Source organism: Streptomyces sp. NPDC019890 (genome assembly GCF_044903445.1).
Taxonomy (GTDB): domain Bacteria; phylum Actinomycetota; class Actinomycetes; order Streptomycetales; family Streptomycetaceae; genus Streptomyces.
Window position 1 is genome coordinate 764879 of the sequence record NZ_JBJDQK010000002.1, and the last position, 16037, is coordinate 780915.

The 16037-nt window shown below is 68.6% G+C and carries 18 protein-coding genes, 1 tRNA gene and 2 pseudogenes; 8 read left to right on the plus strand and 13 right to left on the minus strand.

From position 1 onward, the window contains the following. Positions 1-5: 5 nt before the first annotated feature. The 3 genes and pseudogenes from ACI2LP_RS07795 (at position 6) to ACI2LP_RS07805 (ending at position 1478) form a co-directional block, all read left to right on the plus strand. On the plus strand, positions 6-671 hold the full coding sequence (locus ACI2LP_RS07795; protein ID WP_404723634.1) for an HNH endonuclease: 666 nt from the start codon (positions 6-8) through the stop codon (positions 669-671). Between the two features lie 2 nt (positions 672-673). Then, a pseudogene (locus ACI2LP_RS07800) lies at positions 674-1341 on the plus strand (HNH endonuclease). Between the two features lie 50 nt (positions 1342-1391). Then, positions 1392-1478: transfer RNA gene (locus ACI2LP_RS07805), tRNA-Leu, on the plus strand. A gap of 56 nt (positions 1479-1534) precedes the next feature. On the opposite strand, the gene rdgB is transcribed toward ACI2LP_RS07805, so the two are convergent. The 4 genes from rdgB to ACI2LP_RS07825 all read right to left on the minus strand — a co-directional run bounded on the left by rdgB (position 1535) and on the right by ACI2LP_RS07825 (position 3749). After that, positions 1535-2137 carry an RdgB/HAM1 family non-canonical purine NTP pyrophosphatase gene (gene rdgB, locus ACI2LP_RS07810; protein WP_404723635.1) on the minus strand — a complete coding sequence of 201 codons (603 nt, stop codon included), beginning with the start codon at positions 2135-2137 and terminating at the stop codon, positions 1535-1537. 19 nt (positions 2138-2156) lie between these two features. Next, positions 2157-2543 (minus strand): hypothetical protein, encoded by a 387-nt coding sequence (locus ACI2LP_RS07815; protein ID WP_404723636.1) that lies wholly within the window; start codon positions 2541-2543, stop codon positions 2157-2159. A gap of 93 nt (positions 2544-2636) precedes the next feature. Continuing rightward, entirely contained in the window at positions 2637-3374 is a 738-nt protein-coding gene (gene rph, locus ACI2LP_RS07820) for a ribonuclease PH (protein WP_360872755.1), read from the minus strand. A gap of 141 nt (positions 3375-3515) precedes the next feature. After that, positions 3516-3749, minus strand: coding sequence for a glucose PTS transporter subunit EIIB (locus ACI2LP_RS07825; protein ID WP_404723637.1), 234 nt, complete (start codon positions 3747-3749; stop codon positions 3516-3518). A 242-nt stretch (positions 3750-3991) separates the two neighbouring features. On the opposite strand from ACI2LP_RS07825, the gene ACI2LP_RS07830 reads away from it, so the two are divergent. Together ACI2LP_RS07830 and ACI2LP_RS07835 are read left to right on the plus strand one after the other, a co-directional pair. Continuing rightward, positions 3992-5290, plus strand: a complete 1299-nt coding sequence (locus tag ACI2LP_RS07830) for a PTS transporter subunit EIIC (protein WP_404723638.1) — start codon at positions 3992-3994, stop codon at positions 5288-5290. A gap of 284 nt (positions 5291-5574) precedes the next feature. After that, positions 5575-6843, plus strand: a complete 1269-nt coding sequence (locus tag ACI2LP_RS07835) for a PTS transporter subunit EIIC (RefSeq protein WP_404723639.1) — start codon at positions 5575-5577, stop codon at positions 6841-6843. 77 nt (positions 6844-6920) lie between these two features. Here ACI2LP_RS07835 and ACI2LP_RS07840 read toward each other — a convergent pair whose 3' ends face one another. Further along, positions 6921-7673: an MBL fold metallo-hydrolase gene (locus ACI2LP_RS07840; protein ID WP_404723640.1), complete on the minus strand. Its 753-nt coding sequence runs from the start codon at positions 7671-7673 to the stop codon at positions 6921-6923. Positions 7674-7853: 180 nt separating this feature from the next. Between ACI2LP_RS07840 and ACI2LP_RS07845 the strand changes: the two genes are divergently transcribed. Further along, on the plus strand, positions 7854-8315 hold the full coding sequence (locus ACI2LP_RS07845) for a type II toxin-antitoxin system PemK/MazF family toxin (protein WP_404723641.1): 462 nt from the start codon (positions 7854-7856) through the stop codon (positions 8313-8315). A 193-nt stretch (positions 8316-8508) separates the two neighbouring features. On the opposite strand, the gene ACI2LP_RS07850 is transcribed toward ACI2LP_RS07845, so the two are convergent. From ACI2LP_RS07850 to clpS, 7 genes are all read right to left on the minus strand, one after another. Then, complete coding sequence (locus ACI2LP_RS07850) at positions 8509-9459, minus strand: PLP-dependent cysteine synthase family protein (protein ID WP_404723642.1); 951 nt, start codon at positions 9457-9459, stop codon at positions 8509-8511. Beyond that, positions 9459-9737 (minus strand): MoaD/ThiS family protein, encoded by a 279-nt coding sequence (locus ACI2LP_RS07855; RefSeq protein ID WP_404723643.1) that lies wholly within the window; start codon positions 9735-9737, stop codon positions 9459-9461. Before ACI2LP_RS07855 ends, ACI2LP_RS07850 begins: the two co-directional genes overlap by 1 nt. Positions 9738-9829: 92 nt before the next feature. After that, positions 9830-9946, minus strand: a complete 117-nt coding sequence (locus tag ACI2LP_RS07860; RefSeq protein ID WP_404723644.1) for a putative leader peptide — start codon at positions 9944-9946, stop codon at positions 9830-9832. Positions 9947-10026: 80 nt separating this feature from the next. After that, complete coding sequence (locus ACI2LP_RS07865) at positions 10027-10449, minus strand: Mov34/MPN/PAD-1 family protein (protein WP_404723645.1); 423 nt, start codon at positions 10447-10449, stop codon at positions 10027-10029. Between the two features lie 162 nt (positions 10450-10611). Further along, positions 10612-12051, minus strand: coding sequence for an amino acid permease (locus ACI2LP_RS07870; protein ID WP_404723646.1), 1440 nt, complete (start codon positions 12049-12051; stop codon positions 10612-10614). Positions 12052-12402: 351 nt separating this feature from the next. Continuing rightward, positions 12403-12996, minus strand: coding sequence for a DUF2017 domain-containing protein (locus ACI2LP_RS07875; protein WP_404723647.1), 594 nt, complete (start codon positions 12994-12996; stop codon positions 12403-12405). Next, complete coding sequence (gene clpS / locus ACI2LP_RS07880; RefSeq protein ID WP_404723648.1) at positions 12996-13310, minus strand: ATP-dependent Clp protease adapter ClpS; 315 nt, start codon at positions 13308-13310, stop codon at positions 12996-12998. The genes ACI2LP_RS07875 and clpS overlap by 1 nt, the downstream gene beginning before the upstream one ends. 80 nt (positions 13311-13390) lie before the next feature. Between clpS and ACI2LP_RS07885 the strand changes: the two genes are divergently transcribed. Beyond that, complete coding sequence (locus ACI2LP_RS07885; RefSeq protein ID WP_404723649.1) at positions 13391-14719, plus strand: nicotinate phosphoribosyltransferase; 1329 nt, start codon at positions 13391-13393, stop codon at positions 14717-14719. Positions 14720-14819: 100 nt separating this feature from the next. Next, positions 14820-15407, plus strand: coding sequence for a nicotinamidase (locus ACI2LP_RS07890; protein WP_404723650.1), 588 nt, complete (start codon positions 14820-14822; stop codon positions 15405-15407). Positions 15408-15634: 227 nt separating this feature from the next. Here ACI2LP_RS07890 and ACI2LP_RS07895 read toward each other — a convergent pair. Beyond that, a pseudogene (locus tag ACI2LP_RS07895) lies at positions 15635-15937 on the minus strand (hypothetical protein); the annotation flags it as partial. Positions 15938-16037 lie beyond the last annotated feature (100 nt).

Genomic DNA, 16037 nt, shown 5'->3' on the forward strand with positions numbered 1-16037 from the left:
GAACCATGCGGGTGAGTCCGTACACACACAAGCGCCTGACCGAGGCGGCCAGTTCGTCGCGGACACTGTCCGAGGCGCTGACGAAGCTGGGGGTGGATCCGAACAGCCCCACCAGGCGCTATGTCCGTGACCGCATGACCAAGGCAGGGGTGGACACCTCGCACTTCGAACGCGAAGGCGCGCGGTGGACGAGTGACGTCCTGGAGCCGGTGGTCGCGGCCTCGACAAGCATGTGCGAGGTGCTGCGGCGGCTCGGGCTCGAGGTAGTGGGCGGGCACCACACCCACATCAGCCGCCGGGTCAAGACGCTGGGCATCGACACATCGCATTTCACCCCACCGAGTCGGGCCGGAGAATCGAGGTCACGCCGGACCCCCCAGGCACTGCTCGTGGAACAGGCCCCCGGAAGCGCCCGCCGTATTCCGAGCGAGCGGCTGAGACCGGCCATGACGGCACTCGGTGTGGCGGAACGCTGCGCGCTCTGCGGCACGGAGCCGTTCTGGCGTGGTCGCCCCCTGCCGCTGGAGGTGGATCATGTCGACGGCGACTGGCGGAACAACCGTCCGGAGAACCTGCGCTTTCTCTGCCCCAATTGCCACTCGGCAACGGACACTTATCGCGGCAGGGGCAAGGCGCGTCGGGCCACGGCTGCACACAGCACGAAGAGCTGACGATGAGCCAGACGCGCCGGTACACAAGGGACCTTCTGACCGAGGCGGCCGAGCAGTGCGCCGACATCGAAGATGTGATCGCCTTTCTGGGCACACAGCCGTACGGAAACCTACGACGACACCTACGCAAGCGCTTCGAACACTTCGACATCGACATCTCACACTTTCCACCACCCCGGCGCGGCCCTCACGGCGTCAAGGCACTGCCGAGCGCCGGCGAACTGAAGCAGGCAGTCGCCCAGTCGACTTCCATAGCGGGTGCCCTGCGCGTCCTGGAGCGCCCGGACAACACCAGAGTCCGCAGGCTCTTCCATCAGTTGATCGCGGAATACGGAACGAAACATCGCACTTCCTCGGGCAGGCCCACCAGCGGGGCAAGCCCAGCCCGGCGGCCAAGCCGCCGGGAGAAGTGCTGGTGAAGCACCGGGACGGCCGTCGCACGAAGACCGCACTGTTGCGTCGGGCTCTGCGCGAGATCGGCGTTCCCGAAAGATGCGACGAATGCGGGACAGGCCCTGAGTGGCTCGGGAGGCCGATCACGCTCGAGGTCGACCACCTCAATGGCGACTGGAGCGACGACCGGCGCCAGAATCTTCGGCTGCTGTGCCCCAATTGCCACGCAATCACAGATACCTGGTGCCGGGGAGGGAAACGTCGCGGCAGTCAGTGAGAACACACACGCCACAGCTACCGGCATCCCGCTACGATGGCTCGCGACCGGCGGCCGTTGCTGAATTGGCATAAGCGCGACACTTAGGATGTCGTGGGAGAAATCCCATGTGGGTTCGAGTCCCACCGGCCGCACCACGCGGGAGGGCAGCTCACAGAGGTGAGCTGCCCTCCTGCATGCTTACGCTCCGGCGTCAGCCCAAGAGCTCCCGCACCACCGGGACCAGCGCCCGGAACGCCTTGCCTCGGTGGCTGATTGCGTTCTTCTCCGCCGGGGTCAGCTGCGCGCACGTCACGTCGTACCCCTCCGGCTGCAGGATCGGGTCGTAGCCGAAGCCGTTCGTGCCCACCGGCTCGTGGCGCAGGGTGCCGAGCAGGCGGCCCTCGACGACACGCTGCGTACCGTCCGGGAGAGCGAGGGCCGCCGCGCAGGCGAAGTGGGCGCCCCGGTGGGCGGCGTCGATGTCGGAGAGCTGGGCCAGCAGCAGATTCAGATTGGCGGTGTCGTCGCCGTGGCCGCCCGCCCAGCGGGCGGAGAAGATGCCGGGCGCGCCGCCGAGGACGTCGACGCAGAGGCCGGAGTCGTCGGCGACAGCCGGCAGGCCGGTGGCCCGGGCCAGGGCGTGCGCCTTCAGCAGGGCGTTCTCGACGAAGGTGACGCCGGTTTCCTTGACGTCGGGGATGTCGGGGTAGGCATCCGCGCCGACGAGGTCGTGGCTGAGGCCCGCGTCGGCGAGGATGGCCCTGAGTTCGGTGATTTTCCCGGCGTTGCGGGTGGCGAGGATCAGACGGGTCATGCCCCTGATTATCAGGGCGCTACCCGGGCGTGCAGACCTTGCCGATCTCGGCCGCCGCATCGGTGACGGGCTTGATGTCCGGGGTGTTGTCGCCGTTCTCGATCGACTTGCGGACATTGTCGACACCGGTGTTGAGGTCGTCGACGGCCTTGCTCAGGTCGGCGTTGTCGGTCTTGTCGCTGAGGCTCTTCAGTTCCTTGTCGATGTCGTTGAGCGCCTCACGGGCCTGCGTCGGGTCGTCGGCGGCGCTGGAGACCGCCTGCTGGAGCTTGTCGACGCTGGTGGCGATCGCGTCGGCGGTCTCGACGCAGTCGAGGGCCTTGTCGATGGCGCTGCAGCCGACCGTGATCGGTACGACCAGTGCGGCGGTGGCGAGCGTGAGTGCTATGCGGCGGCGCGCAGGCATGGAACTGTCCTCCCCGGATACGGACGGGCGCACGGTTCGGCCCGTGCGCCCGTGAATCCTACGACGCCCGATGGGGCGTTCTTGGTTGCTTCTTTACCCTTCGAGTGTGTGCTCGAGGGCATCGCGCTGGAGCGCGGCGAGGTCGGCGCAGCCGCCGGTCGCCAGGTCGAGCAGCGCGTTGAGCTCCTTGCGGTCGAAGGGCTCGGCCTCGGCCGTGCCCTGGACCTCGACGAAGCGGCCGTCGCCGGTGCAGACGACGTTCATGTCGGTCTCGGCCCGCACGTCCTCCTCGTAACAGAGGTCGAGGAGCGGGGTGCCGTCGACGATGCCGACGGAGACGGCGGCGACGGTCCCGGTGAGCGGCTTGCGGCCGGCCCTGACGAGCTTCTTGTTCTGGGCCCAGGCAACGGCGTCGGCGAGGGCGACGTACGCGCCGGTGATCGCCGCGGTACGGGTACCGCCGTCGGCCTGGAGGACGTCGCAGTCCAGGACGATGGTGTTCTCGCCGAGCGCCTTGTAGTCGATGACGGCGCGCAGCGAGCGGCCGATGAGTCGGGAGATCTCGTGTGTACGTCCGCCGATTTTGCCGCGCACGGATTCACGGTCGCCGCGGGTGTTGGTGGAGCGCGGAAGCATCGAGTACTCCGCGGTGACCCAGCCTTCGCCGCTGCCCTTGCGCCAGCGCGGGACGCCTTCGGTGACGGAGGCGGTGCAGAAGACCTTGGTGTCGCCGAAGGCGATGAGGACGGAGCCCTCGGCGTGCTTGCTCCATCCGCGTTCGATGGTGATGGGGCGGAGCTGTTCGGGGGTGCGGCCGTCGATTCGAGACATGGCGTCGAGCCTAGCGGCTGTGCGAGAGGGCCCCGCTCCGGGCGGAGCGGGACCCTCTCGGCGGGGGCTCAGCGGCGGCCCTTTCGGCGTGGGCTCAACAGCTGGGGGCTTGGACTGGGGCCGGGCCGCCCGGGGCCAAGGTCACATCATGTCTTCGATGTCCGCCGCGATCGGGTCGGCGTCCGTGCCGATGACAACCTGGATCGCGTTGCCCATCTTCACGACGCCATGCGCCCCGGCGGCCTTCAGCGCGGCCTCGTCGACCTTGCCCGGGTCCACGACTTCGGTGCGGAGACGCGTGATGCAGCCCTCGATCTCCTCGATGTTGTCGATCCCGCCGAGCCCGGCGACGATCTTCTCAGCCTTGCTGGCCATGTCTGTCTCCCTGCGTTCCAAGAGCGCCCCCGCAGGGCGCTCAGCGCTGCCTCGGCCCACCAGTTGGCCCGTTTTGTCACGGTAACGCACGGTCGGACCATCTTCACTAGCGAGTAACCATCTCGTACCGAATGATGACGATCACCGGTGCCCTGTCCTGCGACCGGGCCCCCGGGCCTTACCGCAACTGGTCTACACCAGTCTGCGGCACCTGCCAAACCAGGCACCTTCCGGGAGGACGGATGAGCTCCGACAGCGCTGCCGCACCCCGGCAGAAGCGGTGGACACAGAGCGCCTTCCAGGGCATGCAGAAAATGGGCCGAAGCCTGCAGCTGCCGATCGCCGTCCTCCCCGCGGCCGGCATCCTCAACCGGCTCGGCCAGCCCGATGTCTTCGGCGCGGACGGCCTCGGCTGGGACGACGTCGCCAAGGTGATGGCCGGCGCGGGCGGCGCGCTGCTGGACGGCAACCTGGGCCTGCCGTTGCTGTTCTGCGTCGGCGTCGCGATCGGCATGGCCAAGAAGTCCGACGGCTCGACGGCGCTCGCGGCCGTGGCGGGGTTTCTCGTCTACTACAACGTCCTGCGCCAGTTTCCCGAGGACTGTGTGGGCGGGGCAAAGGCGGCAGCCCTGGGCTGCCAGGCGCCCGACGGATCGGTCGAGGCGTTCACGTACCAGAATCCAGGTGTCTTCGGCGGCATCGTCATCGGCCTGCTGACCGCCTACTTCTGGCAGCGCTTCCACCGCACCAAGCTGGTGGACTGGCTGGGCTTCTTCAACGGCCGCCGACTGGTCCCGATCATCATGTCCTTCGTCGCGATCGGGGTCGCGGTCCTCTCCCTGTGGGCCTGGCCGCCCCTCGGCGACGCGCTCGAGAATTTCAGCGACTGGCTGGTGGGTCTGGGCGCCTGGGGTGCGGGCCTCTTCGGCCTCACGAACCGGGCGCTGCTGGTGATCGGCCTGCACCAGTTCCTGAACGTGCCGATCTTCTTCCAGTTCGGCAGCTACACCAAGCCGGACGGCACGGTCGTGCACGGCGACATCACCATGTTCCTGGCGGGCGACCCGAACGCGGGGCAGTTCACCACGGGCTTCTTCCCGATCATGATGTTCGCGCTGCCGGCCGCGGCGCTGGCCATCACCCACTGCGCCAAGCCGCACCGCCGCAAGGAGATCGGGGGCCTGATGCTCTCGGTCGCACTGACGTCGTTCGTCACCGGCATCACCGAGCCGATCGAGTACTCGTTCCTGTTCGTGGCGCCGCTGCTGTACGCGATCCATGCGCTGCTGACCGGTGTCTCGATGGCGGTGAGCTGGGCTCTTGGCGTCAAGGACGGCTTCAGCTTCTCGGCGGGCCTGATCGACTACGCCATCAACTGGGGCCTGGCGACGAAGCCTTGGCTGATCATTCCGATCGGGCTCGGCTTTGCGGTGGTGTACTACGCGATCTTCCGGTTCGTGATCACGAAGTTCAACATCCAGACGCCGGGGCGCGAACCGGAGGAGGTCGAGGAGGAGCTGCAGCGGGACGTCACCAAGTAATCCGGCAGGGAATCCCACGCGGAATCCCGCGCACTTGCGGCCCGTAGCCCTCCCGTAACACCCCATAAGGCCCTTGGACCTGTCGTCCGAGGGCCTTATGTCGTTCATTTCGCACTATCGCCGAGTCCACAGGAATCGAAGGTTCCTTATCTCGCCCTCACGTGCTACAACAGGTCTACACCACTCAGTGGTGTAGACCACGCGGCCGTCGCCGCGTTCCCCTTTGAGACGCCGCCCCCCCGTGTTATGCCCCTTGGCGGCGCCTTGCCCACTGGAGGAAGTTGATGTCCACGGCTAGCGCCGCCCCCGCGGCGGACAAGAAGAAGACGGGCGCCGGCGCGATGGCTGTCATGCAGCGCATCGGCCGCAGCCTCATGTTGCCGGTCGCGGTGCTGCCCGCCGCCGCGCTCCTGGTGCGTTTCGGCCAGCCCGACATGCTTGCCAGGGACTCGTTCCCGACATTCATCACCAAGATCGCCGGGTACATGGCGGCCGGCGGCGACGCGATCCTCGCCAACATGGCGCTGCTGTTCGCCGTCGGTATCGCGATCGGTTTCGCCAAGAAGTCGGACGGCTCGACCGCACTCGCGGCCGTCACCGGTTATCTGGTCTTCAAGAACGTGCTGGCCACGTTCACCGACCCGAACCTGGACAAGGTCGCCAAGGTCGTCGACGGCAAGATCGTCATGACCGAGGCCCCGGTGGACGCCAAGGTCCTCGGCGGCGTGGTGATGGGCATAGTCGTCGCCCTGCTGTACCAGAAGTTCTACCGGACCAAGCTGCCGGACTGGGCGGGCTTCTTCGGCGGCCGCCGTCTCGTCCCGATCCTCTCCGCCTTTGCGGGCCTGGTCATCGGCATCATCTTCGGCCTGATCTGGCCGGTCCTCGGCACGGGTCTGCACAACTTCGGTGAGTGGCTGGTCGGCTCCGGCGCGGCGGGCGCGGGCATCTTCGGTATCGCCAACCGTGCGCTGATCCCGATCGGCATGCACCACCTGCTGAACTCGTTCCCGTGGTTCCAGGCCGGTACGTACGAGGGCAAGAGCGGCGACATCGGCCGCTTCCTCGCCGGTGACCCGACCGCCGGACAGTTCATGACCGGCTTCTTCCCGATCATGATGTTCGCCCTCCCGGCGGCCTGTCTCGCGATCGTCCACTGTGCCCGCCCGGAGCGCCGCAAGGTCATCGGCGGCATGATGTTCTCGCTCGCGCTCACCTCGTTCGTCACCGGCGTGACCGAGCCGATCGAGTTCACCTTCATGTTCATCGCGCCGGTGCTGTACGCGATCCACGCGGTGCTGACCGGTGTCTCCATGGCGCTGACCTGGGCGCTGGGTATGAAGGACGGCTTCGGCTTCTCGGCCGGTGCGGTGGACTTCTTCCTCAACCTGGGCATCGCGTCCAACCCGTGGGGCCTGGCGCTGGTGGGACTCTGTTTCGCGGCGGTCTACTACGTGGTCTTCCGCTTCGCGATCATCAAGTTCAACATTCCGACGCCGGGCCGCGAGTCCGACGAGGAGCTTGCGGAGCTGCAGAAGGCGGAGGCCAAGTAAGCCCCGCGCATCCGGACCGAAGCCCTGTCTCTCGTACGAGAGGCAGGGCTTCGGCTGTTGAGGCGTCGTACCAGGCCCTAGACCTCGTAGACCGCGCCCGCGTGTGCGATCTGGGTCGGACCGTCGTAGACCAGGCGGGCGTCCGCCAAGGTCTGCTCGGCGTCCGTCCACGGCGGGATGTGGGTCAGCACGAGCCGGCCGACGTTCGCGCGCTGCGCTTGGGCGCCGGCCTCGCGACCGTTGAGGTGGAGGCCGGGGATGTCCTCCTTGCCGTACGTGAAGGACGCCTCGCACAGGAAGAGATCGGCGCCGTCGGCGAGTTCGTGCAGCGGCTCGCAGACGCCGGTGTCGCCGGAGTACGTCAGGGTCCTGCCGCCGTGCTCCAGGCGGATGCCGTACGCCTCGACCGGGTGGGCCACCTTCTCCGTACGGACGGCGAACGGGCCGATCTCGAAGCTGCCGGACTTCAGCGTGTGGAAGTCGAAGACCTCGCTCATGGAGGAGGCGGAAGGGGTGTCCGCGTAGGCGGTGGTCAGGCGCTGCTCGGTGCCTTCCGGGCCGTAGACCGGGATGGCTCCGCAGCGGCCGCCATCGTGGCGGTAGTAGCGGGCCACGAAGTACCCGCACATGTCAATGCAGTGGTCCGCATGGAGATGACTGAGAAAGATGGCATCGAGGTCGTAGAGACCGACGTGGCGCTGCAGCTCGCCGAGGGCGCCATTGCCCATGTCGAGAAGCAACCGGAAGCCGTCGGCCTCTACGAGGTAGCTCGAGCAGGCCGATTCCGTGGACGGGAACGACCCCGAGCAGCCGACGACGGTGAGCTTCATGGAGCCGGAACCTCCGTTGACGGGGAGGGCTGGGGGAGGGTCGTGCGGTTTGTTGAGCGTAAGGCGCAAAAGGGCGGGTCGCTTCCCCGGGGCGGGCCGTTGTGGGGGAACTCACCTGCTCTGTCACCGGTTCGGGCGTTCGTGGTGGGGGGCGCGGGGGCGCGTCGGTACGGTCTGGGTATGGACACGTCATGGTGGCTCGCTGTGTGCGCGGTGGTGGTGGTCGCGCTTGTCGCCGCGGTGGCGGACGGCCGCGGCCGCGGCACGCGCCGCCCACACGGCCGGACGCGCCCGCCGGGCCGCCCCACGGGCCCCCGGCGGGCCCCGAAGCGGCGGCCGAAGCCGGGCGAAATCTGGTGGGCAGATGTGCCCTACGAGGACGGACCGGGCTCGAAGGACAGGCCCTGCCTGGTGCTTACGGTACGCGGCCGGACGGCGCAGGTCGCAAAGATCACGAGCAGGTACCGCGACGAACGGCCGGGCGTGATCTCACTGCCACCGGGAACGGTGGGGGATGCACGGGGCAGGCCGAGCTTTCTGGAGACGGATGAGCTGCGCGACGTGGCAGTGTGGGAGTTCCGGCGGCGGGTGGGGGTGGTGGACCCGACAGTCTGGGACCAGGTCCGCCACCTGTCGCCTTGATCGCGGGCCTTTCCCCCACCCAGCGCTTCCCCATAACCGGGGGCAGGCCCCCGGGCCCCCGGACGGCACGCGCTTCGCGGCGCGCGGCTCCGGCAGGGATCCCGCTGCTTCGGGCTGCCGCAGGGCGACGCACTCCGCATCGGCCGGGCCGCACACCGGGCCCGCAGGGGGCCTCGCGGGAAAGCCTTCCCGCCTACGCCCAGAGCTGGCCCTGCAGTGTTTCGATCGCCGCCTCCGTCGTCGGCGCCGTGTAGACCCCCGTCGACAGGTACTTCCACCCGCCGTCCGCGACCACGAACACGATGTCCGCCGGCTCGCCCGCCGCCACCGCCTTCTTGCCGACGCCGATCGCCGCGTGGAGCGCCGCTCCCGTCGAGACGCCCGCGAAGATGCCCTCCTGCTGGAGGAGTTCGCGGGTGCGGGTCACCGCGTCCGCCGAGCCGACCGAGAAGCGGGTGGTGAGTACCGAGGCGTCGTACAGCTCGGGGACGAAGCCCTCGTCCAGGTTCCGCAGGCCGTAGACCAGGTCGTCGTAGCGCGGCTCCGCGGCCACGATGCGGATGCCGGGTACGTGCTCGCGCAGGAAGCGGCCGACGCCCATCAGCGTGCCCGTCGTGCCGAGGCCCGCCACGAAGTGGGTGATCGACGGGAGGTCCGCAAGGATCTCGGGTCCGGTCGTGGCGTAGTGCGCGCCCGCGTTGTCCGGGTTGCCGTACTGGTAGAGCATCACCCAGGACGGGTTCTCGGCCGCGAGTTCCTTCGCGACCCGGACCGCCGTGTTGGAGCCGCCCGCCGCCGGGCTGGAAATGATCTCCGCGCCCCACATCGCCAGCAGCTGGCGGCGCTCCTCGCTCGTGTTCTCCGGCATCACGCACACGATGCGGTAGCCCTTGAGCTTGGCCGCCATGGCGAGGGAGATTCCGGTGTTGCCCGACGTCGGCTCGAGGATCGTGCAGCCCGGCGTCAGCCGGCCGTCCTTCTCCGCCTGCTCGATCATGTGGAGCGCGGGGCGGTCCTTGATCGAGCCGGTCGGGTTGCGGTCCTCGAGCTTGGCCCAGATGCGGACCTCCTCCGAGGGCGACAGCCGCGGCAGCCGGACCAGCGGAGTGTTGCCGACCGCCGCCAGCGGGGAGTCGTAACGCATCAGCGCATGCCACCGGCGACTGCAGGAAGGATCGTCACGCTGTCGCCGTCGGCGAGCTTGGTGGAGATGCCGTCGAGGAAGCGGACGTCCTCGTCGTTCAGGTAGACGTTCACGAAGCGGCGCAGCTGGCCGCCGTCGACGATGCGCTCCCGGATGCCGTTGTGCCGGGTCTCGAGGTCGGTGAAGAGCTCGGCGAGAGTGTCCCCGCTCCCCTCGACGGCCTTCGCGCCGTCGGTGTACGTACGGAGGATGGTCGGGATGCGGACCTCGATGGCCATGACATGGGCTCCTGTCGGGAGTGTGGCGGGGGTTGCGTAAGTGCGCGCGGCTCAAGCCCCCCGCGCAGGGGGTGGTGCGGTGGTCGATGCGCTCAGAGCGCAGCGCGGGCCGTACAGATCGCGCTGGCGAGGCGGCACAGGTCGACGTGCAGCCGCGCCACGAGCAGCACGGTGCTCGGCGTCCTGTCGCTCACGTCATGGGGAACCATGCGGTCATCGTAACGATTCCCGGTCCGGGTTCCGGAATGTGATCTCGCATGATGGACAGAACCGGCCCACTATGTGGGCGTCAGTACGCCGTGACGACCTTGACCTCCTCCTCGGTGACCTCGCCCTCCACAATGCGGAACGAGCGGAACTGGAAGGGGCCCGCCTCGTCGGCGTCGGCGGTGGAGACGAGGACGTAGTGCGCGCCGGGCTCATTGGCGTAGGAGATGTCCGTACGGGAGGGGTACGCCTCGGTCGCGGTGTGCGAGTGGTAGATGATCACCGGCTCTTCGTCGCGGTCGTCCAGCTCCCGGTAGAGCTTCAGCAGATCCGCCGAGTCGAACTCGTAGAACGTGGGCGAACGGGCGGCGTTCAGCATGGGGATGAACCGCTCGGCGCGGCCGCTGCCCTCGGGGCCCGCGACCATGCCGCAGGCCTCGTCGGGGTGGTCGGCGCGGGCGTGCGCAACGATCTGGTCGTACAGAGCCTGGGTGATGGTCAGCATGAGCGACAGAATAAGCATCGAGTCAGGAGGAGCCGACGCGATGGGGGTCCCCCCGGACGGAGTCTGGGGGAGGGTCAGGCAGGGTGGCGGCGGGCGACGGGAGGGCAGGCCTGTACCGAAGAGCGGTACAGGCCTGCCCGGATGCTGGACCTGGGTCCTGTGTCAGCGCTTGTTGAAGGCCGCACCCTCGGGGTTGCGGGACTTCAGCGCCAGGTAGGTGACGCCGAGGATCAGGGCCCACAGCGGCGCACAGTACAGCGAGATCCGCGCGTCCTTGTCGACGCCCATCATCACGATGACCATGCCGATGAAGAGCAGGGCGAACCAGCTGGACCACGGGGCGCCGGGAGCCTTGAACGTGGACTGCGGCAGCTCGCCGCGGTCCGCCTTGGCGCGGTAGCGGATCTGGCAGACCAGGATCATGATCCAGGCCCACATGCCGGAGATGGTGGCGAAGGAGACGACGTAGTCGAACGCCTTGCCCGGGGCGACGTAGTTGATCCAGACGCCGACCAGCATCAGCACGGCGGAGACCGTGGTGCCGATCAGCGGGGTGCCGCTCTTCGTCAGCTTGGTGAAGAACGTCGGGCCCTGGCCGTTGAGCGCCAGGTCGCGCAGCATGCGGCCGGTGGAGTACATGCCGGAGTTGCAGGACGACAGGGCGGCGGTCAGGACGACGAAGTTCACGATCGCGGCGCCGACGCCGAGGCCCATCTTCTCGAAGGCCGCGACGAACGGGCTGACGCCCGGCTGGAACTCGGCCCACGGGACGACCGACAGGATCATGATCAGCGCGCCGATGTAGAAGACGGCGATGCGCCACGGCACGGTGTTGATGGCCTTGGGCAGCGTCTTCTCCGGGTCCTTGGACTCGCCGGCGGTGACGCCGACCAGTTCGACCGCGAGGAAGGCGAACATCACGATCTGCAGCGTCATCAGCGTGCCGCCGATGCCCTCGGGGAAGAAGCCGCGGTCGTTCCAGAGGTTCGACACGGTCGCGGTGTCGGCGGCGTCGGAGAAGCCGATGGTGAGGATGCCGGCGCAGATCAGGATCATGCCGACGATGGCCGTCACCTTGACCATCGAGAACCAGAACTCCAGCTCACCGAAGAGCTTCACGGAGATCAGGTTCGCGGCGTACAGAATGACCGTGAAGATCAGCGCGTACGCCCATTGCGGGAAGCTGTCATGGGTCCAGAAGGACATGTACTGCGCGGCCGCGGTGACCTCGGTGATGCCGGTGACGACCCAGAAGAGCCAGTACGTCCAGCCGGTGACGAAACCCGCGAAGGGACCGACGAACTCGCGCGCGTACTCGGAGAAGGACCCCGAGACCGGGCGGTACATCAGCAGCTCGCCCAGCGCCCGCATGATGAAGAAGATGACCAGGCCCGCGATGGCGTAGGCCAGGATGAGGCTCGGTCCGGCCTTGGAGATTGCCTTGCCCGCGCCGAGGAAGAGGCCGGTGCCGATGGCACCGCCGATCGCGATCATCTGGATCTGACGGGCACCCAGTCCTCGCTGGTAGCCCTCGTCCGCGCCTGCTGCGGACCCCGCGGCCTCATTGCCGTCGTGTTGCTTGTCGACCTGCAGTGAGGTCATGGTGATGCGCCCTTTCTCCATGCTGATCCGCGTCCGCTGCAACTGCCGCGCGACTGCGGATCAGGTCCTGATCCCCCCGGATGTGGATGGAGTGCTACCGGCGGTCAGCCGGCCCAAGCGCCCCCGGGGACATGGGTGGCGTCCCCCGGCGGTCGTGAAGATTTATCACGGTTGCAACAGTGATGAGCCCAGGCGCTGTGGCGCACACCACAGAAAGAAGCGGACAAAATTCCATCGGCACGGCAAAGCATGCCGACGCGGTGACGTGATCGTTATCCGGATTTGAGTGTCCGTTGAGCGAACGGGGGAGCGAACAACAGGGGGACGACTCGAGACATCCAGGGGGACGCCTCAGGACATCAGCGTCTCGACGAGCGTCTCCTGGAGCGCGCCGAGCCAGAGGTACGCCATCACCATCGGCTTGCGCGGATCGGAGTCCGGCAGCCGGTACAGATCGTCGTTCTCGTCCTCGTCGGTGACCTCGAGCCGGGTGCCGATGGTCAGCCTCAGGTCGTTGAGCGCGCCGAGCCAGTGCAGACAGTCGTCGGCGGTCAGCTTGAGCACGGCGCCGCCCTCGCCGACCGCGGTGAGGGAGTCGATGGTGCGTACGAGACACAGTGCGTCGTCGCGCTTGCGGGAGCGCAGGTCCTTCTCGGTGAACCGCCTGAACTCCGCGGAGGCGGCGCGCAGTTCCTCGTCCGCCTCGTCGGCGTCGGGCCCTGCGTACGCCTCCGGGAAGAGCCGGGCCAGCGCCGGATCGGCGGGCGGCTCGCTCGGACCTTCGGCGAAGAGCGCGGCCAGCGGGTCCTCTCCCTCGACCGGCTCGTCGCCGGGCCCGATCAGCTCAAGCAGCTGCACGGCCAGCGAGCGCAGGATGGAGATCTCGACCTCGTCGAGCGCGACAGCGGCGCCGCCGCCGGGGATCGGCTCGAAGTGCCCCGACATCAGCCGCGGTCCTGGGAGAGGGTCGCCCACAGGCCGTAACCGTGCATGGCCTGCACGTCACGCTCCATCTCCTCGCGGGTGCCACTGGAGACGACGGCGCGTCCCTTGTGATGAACGTCGAGCATCAGCTTGTGCGCCTTGTCCTTGGAGTAGCCGAAATAGGCCTGGAAGACATAGGTGACGTAGCTCATCAGGTTGACCGGGTCGTTGTGGACGAGCGTCACCCACGGCACGTCGGGCTCGGGTACGGCGAAGGTTTCCTCGGCCGCCTCAGGGCGTTCGATCTCTGTGGGAGCAACACTCACCTGGTCCATGCTGCCACCCGACAGGGCTCATCGCACAAACGACCCGCACATCTCGTCACTCTGACGAAATGTGCGCTAGCATCGTCGTCATGAACACTGCGGACCTTGGCCTGCCGGTGGATGTTCCCTCGACAGCGCTCTTCACGGACCAGTACGAGCTCACGATGCTCCAGGCGGCACTGCGGGCCGGGACGGCACACCGCCGCTCCGTCTTCGAGGTCTTCACCCGCCGGCTGCCCGAGGGGCGGCGGTACGGCGTCGTGGGAGGCACCGGCCGGGTCCTCGACGCCGTCGAGAACTTCCGCTTCGACGCGGGCGTGCTGGGCTTTCTGCGCGCACAGAAGATCGTCGACGAACCGACGCTGCGGTGGCTCGAGTCGTACCGCTTCAGCGGCGACATCTGGGGCTATCCGGAGGGCGAGGTGTACTTCCCGGGCTCGCCGGTCCTGCGGGTCGAGGGAACCTTCGCGGAGTGCGTGCTGCTGGAGACCGTGGTGCTCTCGATCCTCAACCACGACTCGGCGATCGCGGCGGCGGCGTCCCGGATGCACACGGCCGCGGCCGGGCGCCGGCTCATCGAGATGGGCGCACGGCGTACGCACGAGCTCGCCGCGGTCGCCTCGGCCCGCGCGGCGTACGTCGGCGGCTTCGATTCCACCTCCGACCTGGCGGCCGGCTTCCGTTACGCCATCCCGACGGTGGGCACCAGCGCACACGCGTTCACCTTGCTGCACGACAGCGAGCGCGACGCCTTCCAGGCGCAGGTGGACTCGCTCGGGCGGGGGACGACTCTGCTCGTCGACACGTACGACGTGGCCGAGGCGGTGCGCGCGGCGGTGGAGATCGCGGGTCCCGAGCTCGGGGCCGTACGGATCGACTCCGGGGATCTGCTGCTGGTCGCGCACCGGGTGCGGCAGCAGCTGGACGCGCTGGGCGCGCGCGACACCAAGATCGTCGTCACCTCGGACCTGGACGAGTACGCGATCGCCTCGCTGGCGGCGGCGCCGGTGGACGCGTACGGCGTGGGCACGCAGCTGGTCACCGGCAGCGGGCACCCCACCTGCTCGATGGTCTACAAGCTCGTGGCCCGCGCCCAGTCCGCCGACTCCAGGGCGCCGCTGCACGCCGTGGCGAAGAAGTCGCTGGGCGGGAAGACCTCGGTGGGGGGCCGTAAGTGGGCCGCGCGGCGGCTGGACGCGGAGGGGGTCGCCGAGGCGGAGGTGATCGGTGTCGACACGGTGCCGGCCGAACTCGCGGACCGGCAACTGCTGGTGGAGCTGATCAAGGGCGGTCAGATCGTCGCACGCGAGCCGCTGGACGCGGCGCGCGAGCGGCACATCGCGGCCCGGGCGGGGCTGCCGCTGTCGGCGATGCAGCTCTCCAGGGGCGAACCCGTGCTGCCCACGGAGTACCTGTGAGCGCCCCGGGAAGCCCTCTCCCGCAGGGCGGGCGAAGTCTCTAGGCTCAGTACATTCGCCCGCCGGTCTCCCCACCGATCCCCATCGAAGGACACCTGTCATGCACCGCGCATTGATCGTCGTGGACGTTCAGAACGACTTCTGCGATGGCGGCAGCCTCGCGGTGACGGGCGGTGCCGATGTCGCCGCCGCCATCACGGACCTGATCGGCCAGGCCGCGCCGGCCGGCTACCGCCATGTGGTGGCCACCCGCGACCACCACATCGAGCCGGGCGACCACTTCTCGGACCACCCGGACTATGTGAACACCTGGCCGCCGCACTGTGTGGCGGGCACCGAGGGCGTCGGCTTCCATCCGAACTTCGCCCCGGCGGTGGCGTCGGGGGCGATCGACACGGTCTTCGACAAGGGCGCGTACGCGGCTGCGTACAGCGGCTTCGAGGGCACGGACGAGAACGGCACGACGCTGGCGCAGTGGCTGCGGGCGCGCCAGGTCACGGAGGTCGACGTGGTCGGCATAGCGACGGACCACTGCGTACGGGCGACTGCGCTGGACGCGGCGCGGGAGGGCTTTCGCACGCAGGTGCTGCTGGACCTCACCGCGGGTGTGGCGGAGGCGACGACGGAGCGGGCGCTGGAGGAGCTGCGGGGAGCGGGCGTGGAGCTGACCGGCAAGCCGGTGGTGTGACCCGCGGCGCCTGTTTCCCTACCCGCCCTCCCTCAGAGCTTCGCCCGGGAGTCACCCGCTGAAATTCAGCCCCTGGGGGTCCCTCCGGACGAAGTCCGGGGGAGATTGAGGGGTGGGGGTCCCCCCACGCCCGCAGGGGGAGGGTCCGGGGCGGAGGCCCAGTTCGGGAAGGGCCGGGGTGGGGAGCAGACCCGCGCGCCCGGCTCCCGCGCCGCCTGACCGCTCCGTGCCGGGCTCGGCAGCGTCCGTATCGGATGCCACAGCTCGTCGTGGTCCTCGGGCGTCGTGCGCCACAGCAGGCCGTCCGGATGGTGCAGTACCGCCGTGATCTCGTCCGGCGTCGGCGGCTCCGCGTTGCCCCGCAGATACACCGCCCGCAGGCCCAGGTTCCGCAGCCGCGTCAGCGCCCTCGCGCGGTTCACCGCGTGCACCAGGAAGCGGACCGTGCTGCCGTCACCCACCGGGTTGGGCAGGCTGAGCGCGACCACGACGCTGCCGTTCGGCAGCTTGCAAAAACCTCCGCCGGGCATGCTGAACCACTCCCCCGTGAGATGGCGTGTCAATAAGGGTCTGCAAGACGCACCTAAACACGATCGGCCGCCGCCCGCTAGAGGGCGACGGCCGATCACT

What these genes read in the sequence shown, in the direction of transcription:
- ACI2LP_RS07860 (WP_404723644.1), bottom strand. Translation starts at nt 9,946, where the DNA reads ATGGTTCCCCATGACGTGAGCGACAGGACGCCGAGCACCGTGCTGCTC.
- ACI2LP_RS07845 (WP_404723641.1), top strand. Translation starts at nt 7,854, where the DNA reads ATGGACACGTCATGGTGGCTCGCTGTGTGCGCGGTGGTGGTGGTCGCG.
- ACI2LP_RS07795 (WP_404723634.1), top strand. Translation starts at nt 6, where the DNA reads ATGCGGGTGAGTCCGTACACACACAAGCGCCTGACCGAGGCGGCCAGT.
- ACI2LP_RS07835 (WP_404723639.1), top strand. Translation starts at nt 5,575, where the DNA reads ATGTCCACGGCTAGCGCCGCCCCCGCGGCGGACAAGAAGAAGACGGGC.
- ACI2LP_RS07875 (WP_404723647.1), bottom strand. Translation starts at nt 12,996, where the DNA reads ATGTCGGGGCACTTCGAGCCGATCCCCGGCGGCGGCGCCGCTGTCGCG.
- ACI2LP_RS07865 (WP_404723645.1), bottom strand. Translation starts at nt 10,449, where the DNA reads ATGCTGACCATCACCCAGGCTCTGTACGACCAGATCGTTGCGCACGCC.
- clpS (WP_404723648.1), bottom strand. Translation starts at nt 13,310, where the DNA reads ATGGACCAGGTGAGTGTTGCTCCCACAGAGATCGAACGCCCTGAGGCG.
- ACI2LP_RS07885 (WP_404723649.1), top strand. Translation starts at nt 13,391, where the DNA reads ATGAACACTGCGGACCTTGGCCTGCCGGTGGATGTTCCCTCGACAGCG.
- ACI2LP_RS07850 (WP_404723642.1), bottom strand. Translation starts at nt 9,459, where the DNA reads ATGCGTTACGACTCCCCGCTGGCGGCGGTCGGCAACACTCCGCTGGTC.
- ACI2LP_RS07855 (WP_404723643.1), bottom strand. Translation starts at nt 9,737, where the DNA reads ATGGCCATCGAGGTCCGCATCCCGACCATCCTCCGTACGTACACCGAC.
- ACI2LP_RS07830 (WP_404723638.1), top strand. Translation starts at nt 3,992, where the DNA reads ATGAGCTCCGACAGCGCTGCCGCACCCCGGCAGAAGCGGTGGACACAG.
- ACI2LP_RS07815 (WP_404723636.1), bottom strand. Translation starts at nt 2,543, where the DNA reads ATGCCTGCGCGCCGCCGCATAGCACTCACGCTCGCCACCGCCGCACTG.
- rph (WP_360872755.1), bottom strand. Translation starts at nt 3,374, where the DNA reads ATGTCTCGAATCGACGGCCGCACCCCCGAACAGCTCCGCCCCATCACC.
- ACI2LP_RS07870 (WP_404723646.1), bottom strand. Translation starts at nt 12,051, where the DNA reads ATGACCTCACTGCAGGTCGACAAGCAACACGACGGCAATGAGGCCGCG.
- ACI2LP_RS07890 (WP_404723650.1), top strand. Translation starts at nt 14,820, where the DNA reads ATGCACCGCGCATTGATCGTCGTGGACGTTCAGAACGACTTCTGCGAT.
- ACI2LP_RS07840 (WP_404723640.1), bottom strand. Translation starts at nt 7,673, where the DNA reads ATGAAGCTCACCGTCGTCGGCTGCTCGGGGTCGTTCCCGTCCACGGAA.
- ACI2LP_RS07825 (WP_404723637.1), bottom strand. Translation starts at nt 3,749, where the DNA reads ATGGCCAGCAAGGCTGAGAAGATCGTCGCCGGGCTCGGCGGGATCGAC.
- rdgB (WP_404723635.1), bottom strand. Translation starts at nt 2,137, where the DNA reads ATGACCCGTCTGATCCTCGCCACCCGCAACGCCGGGAAAATCACCGAA.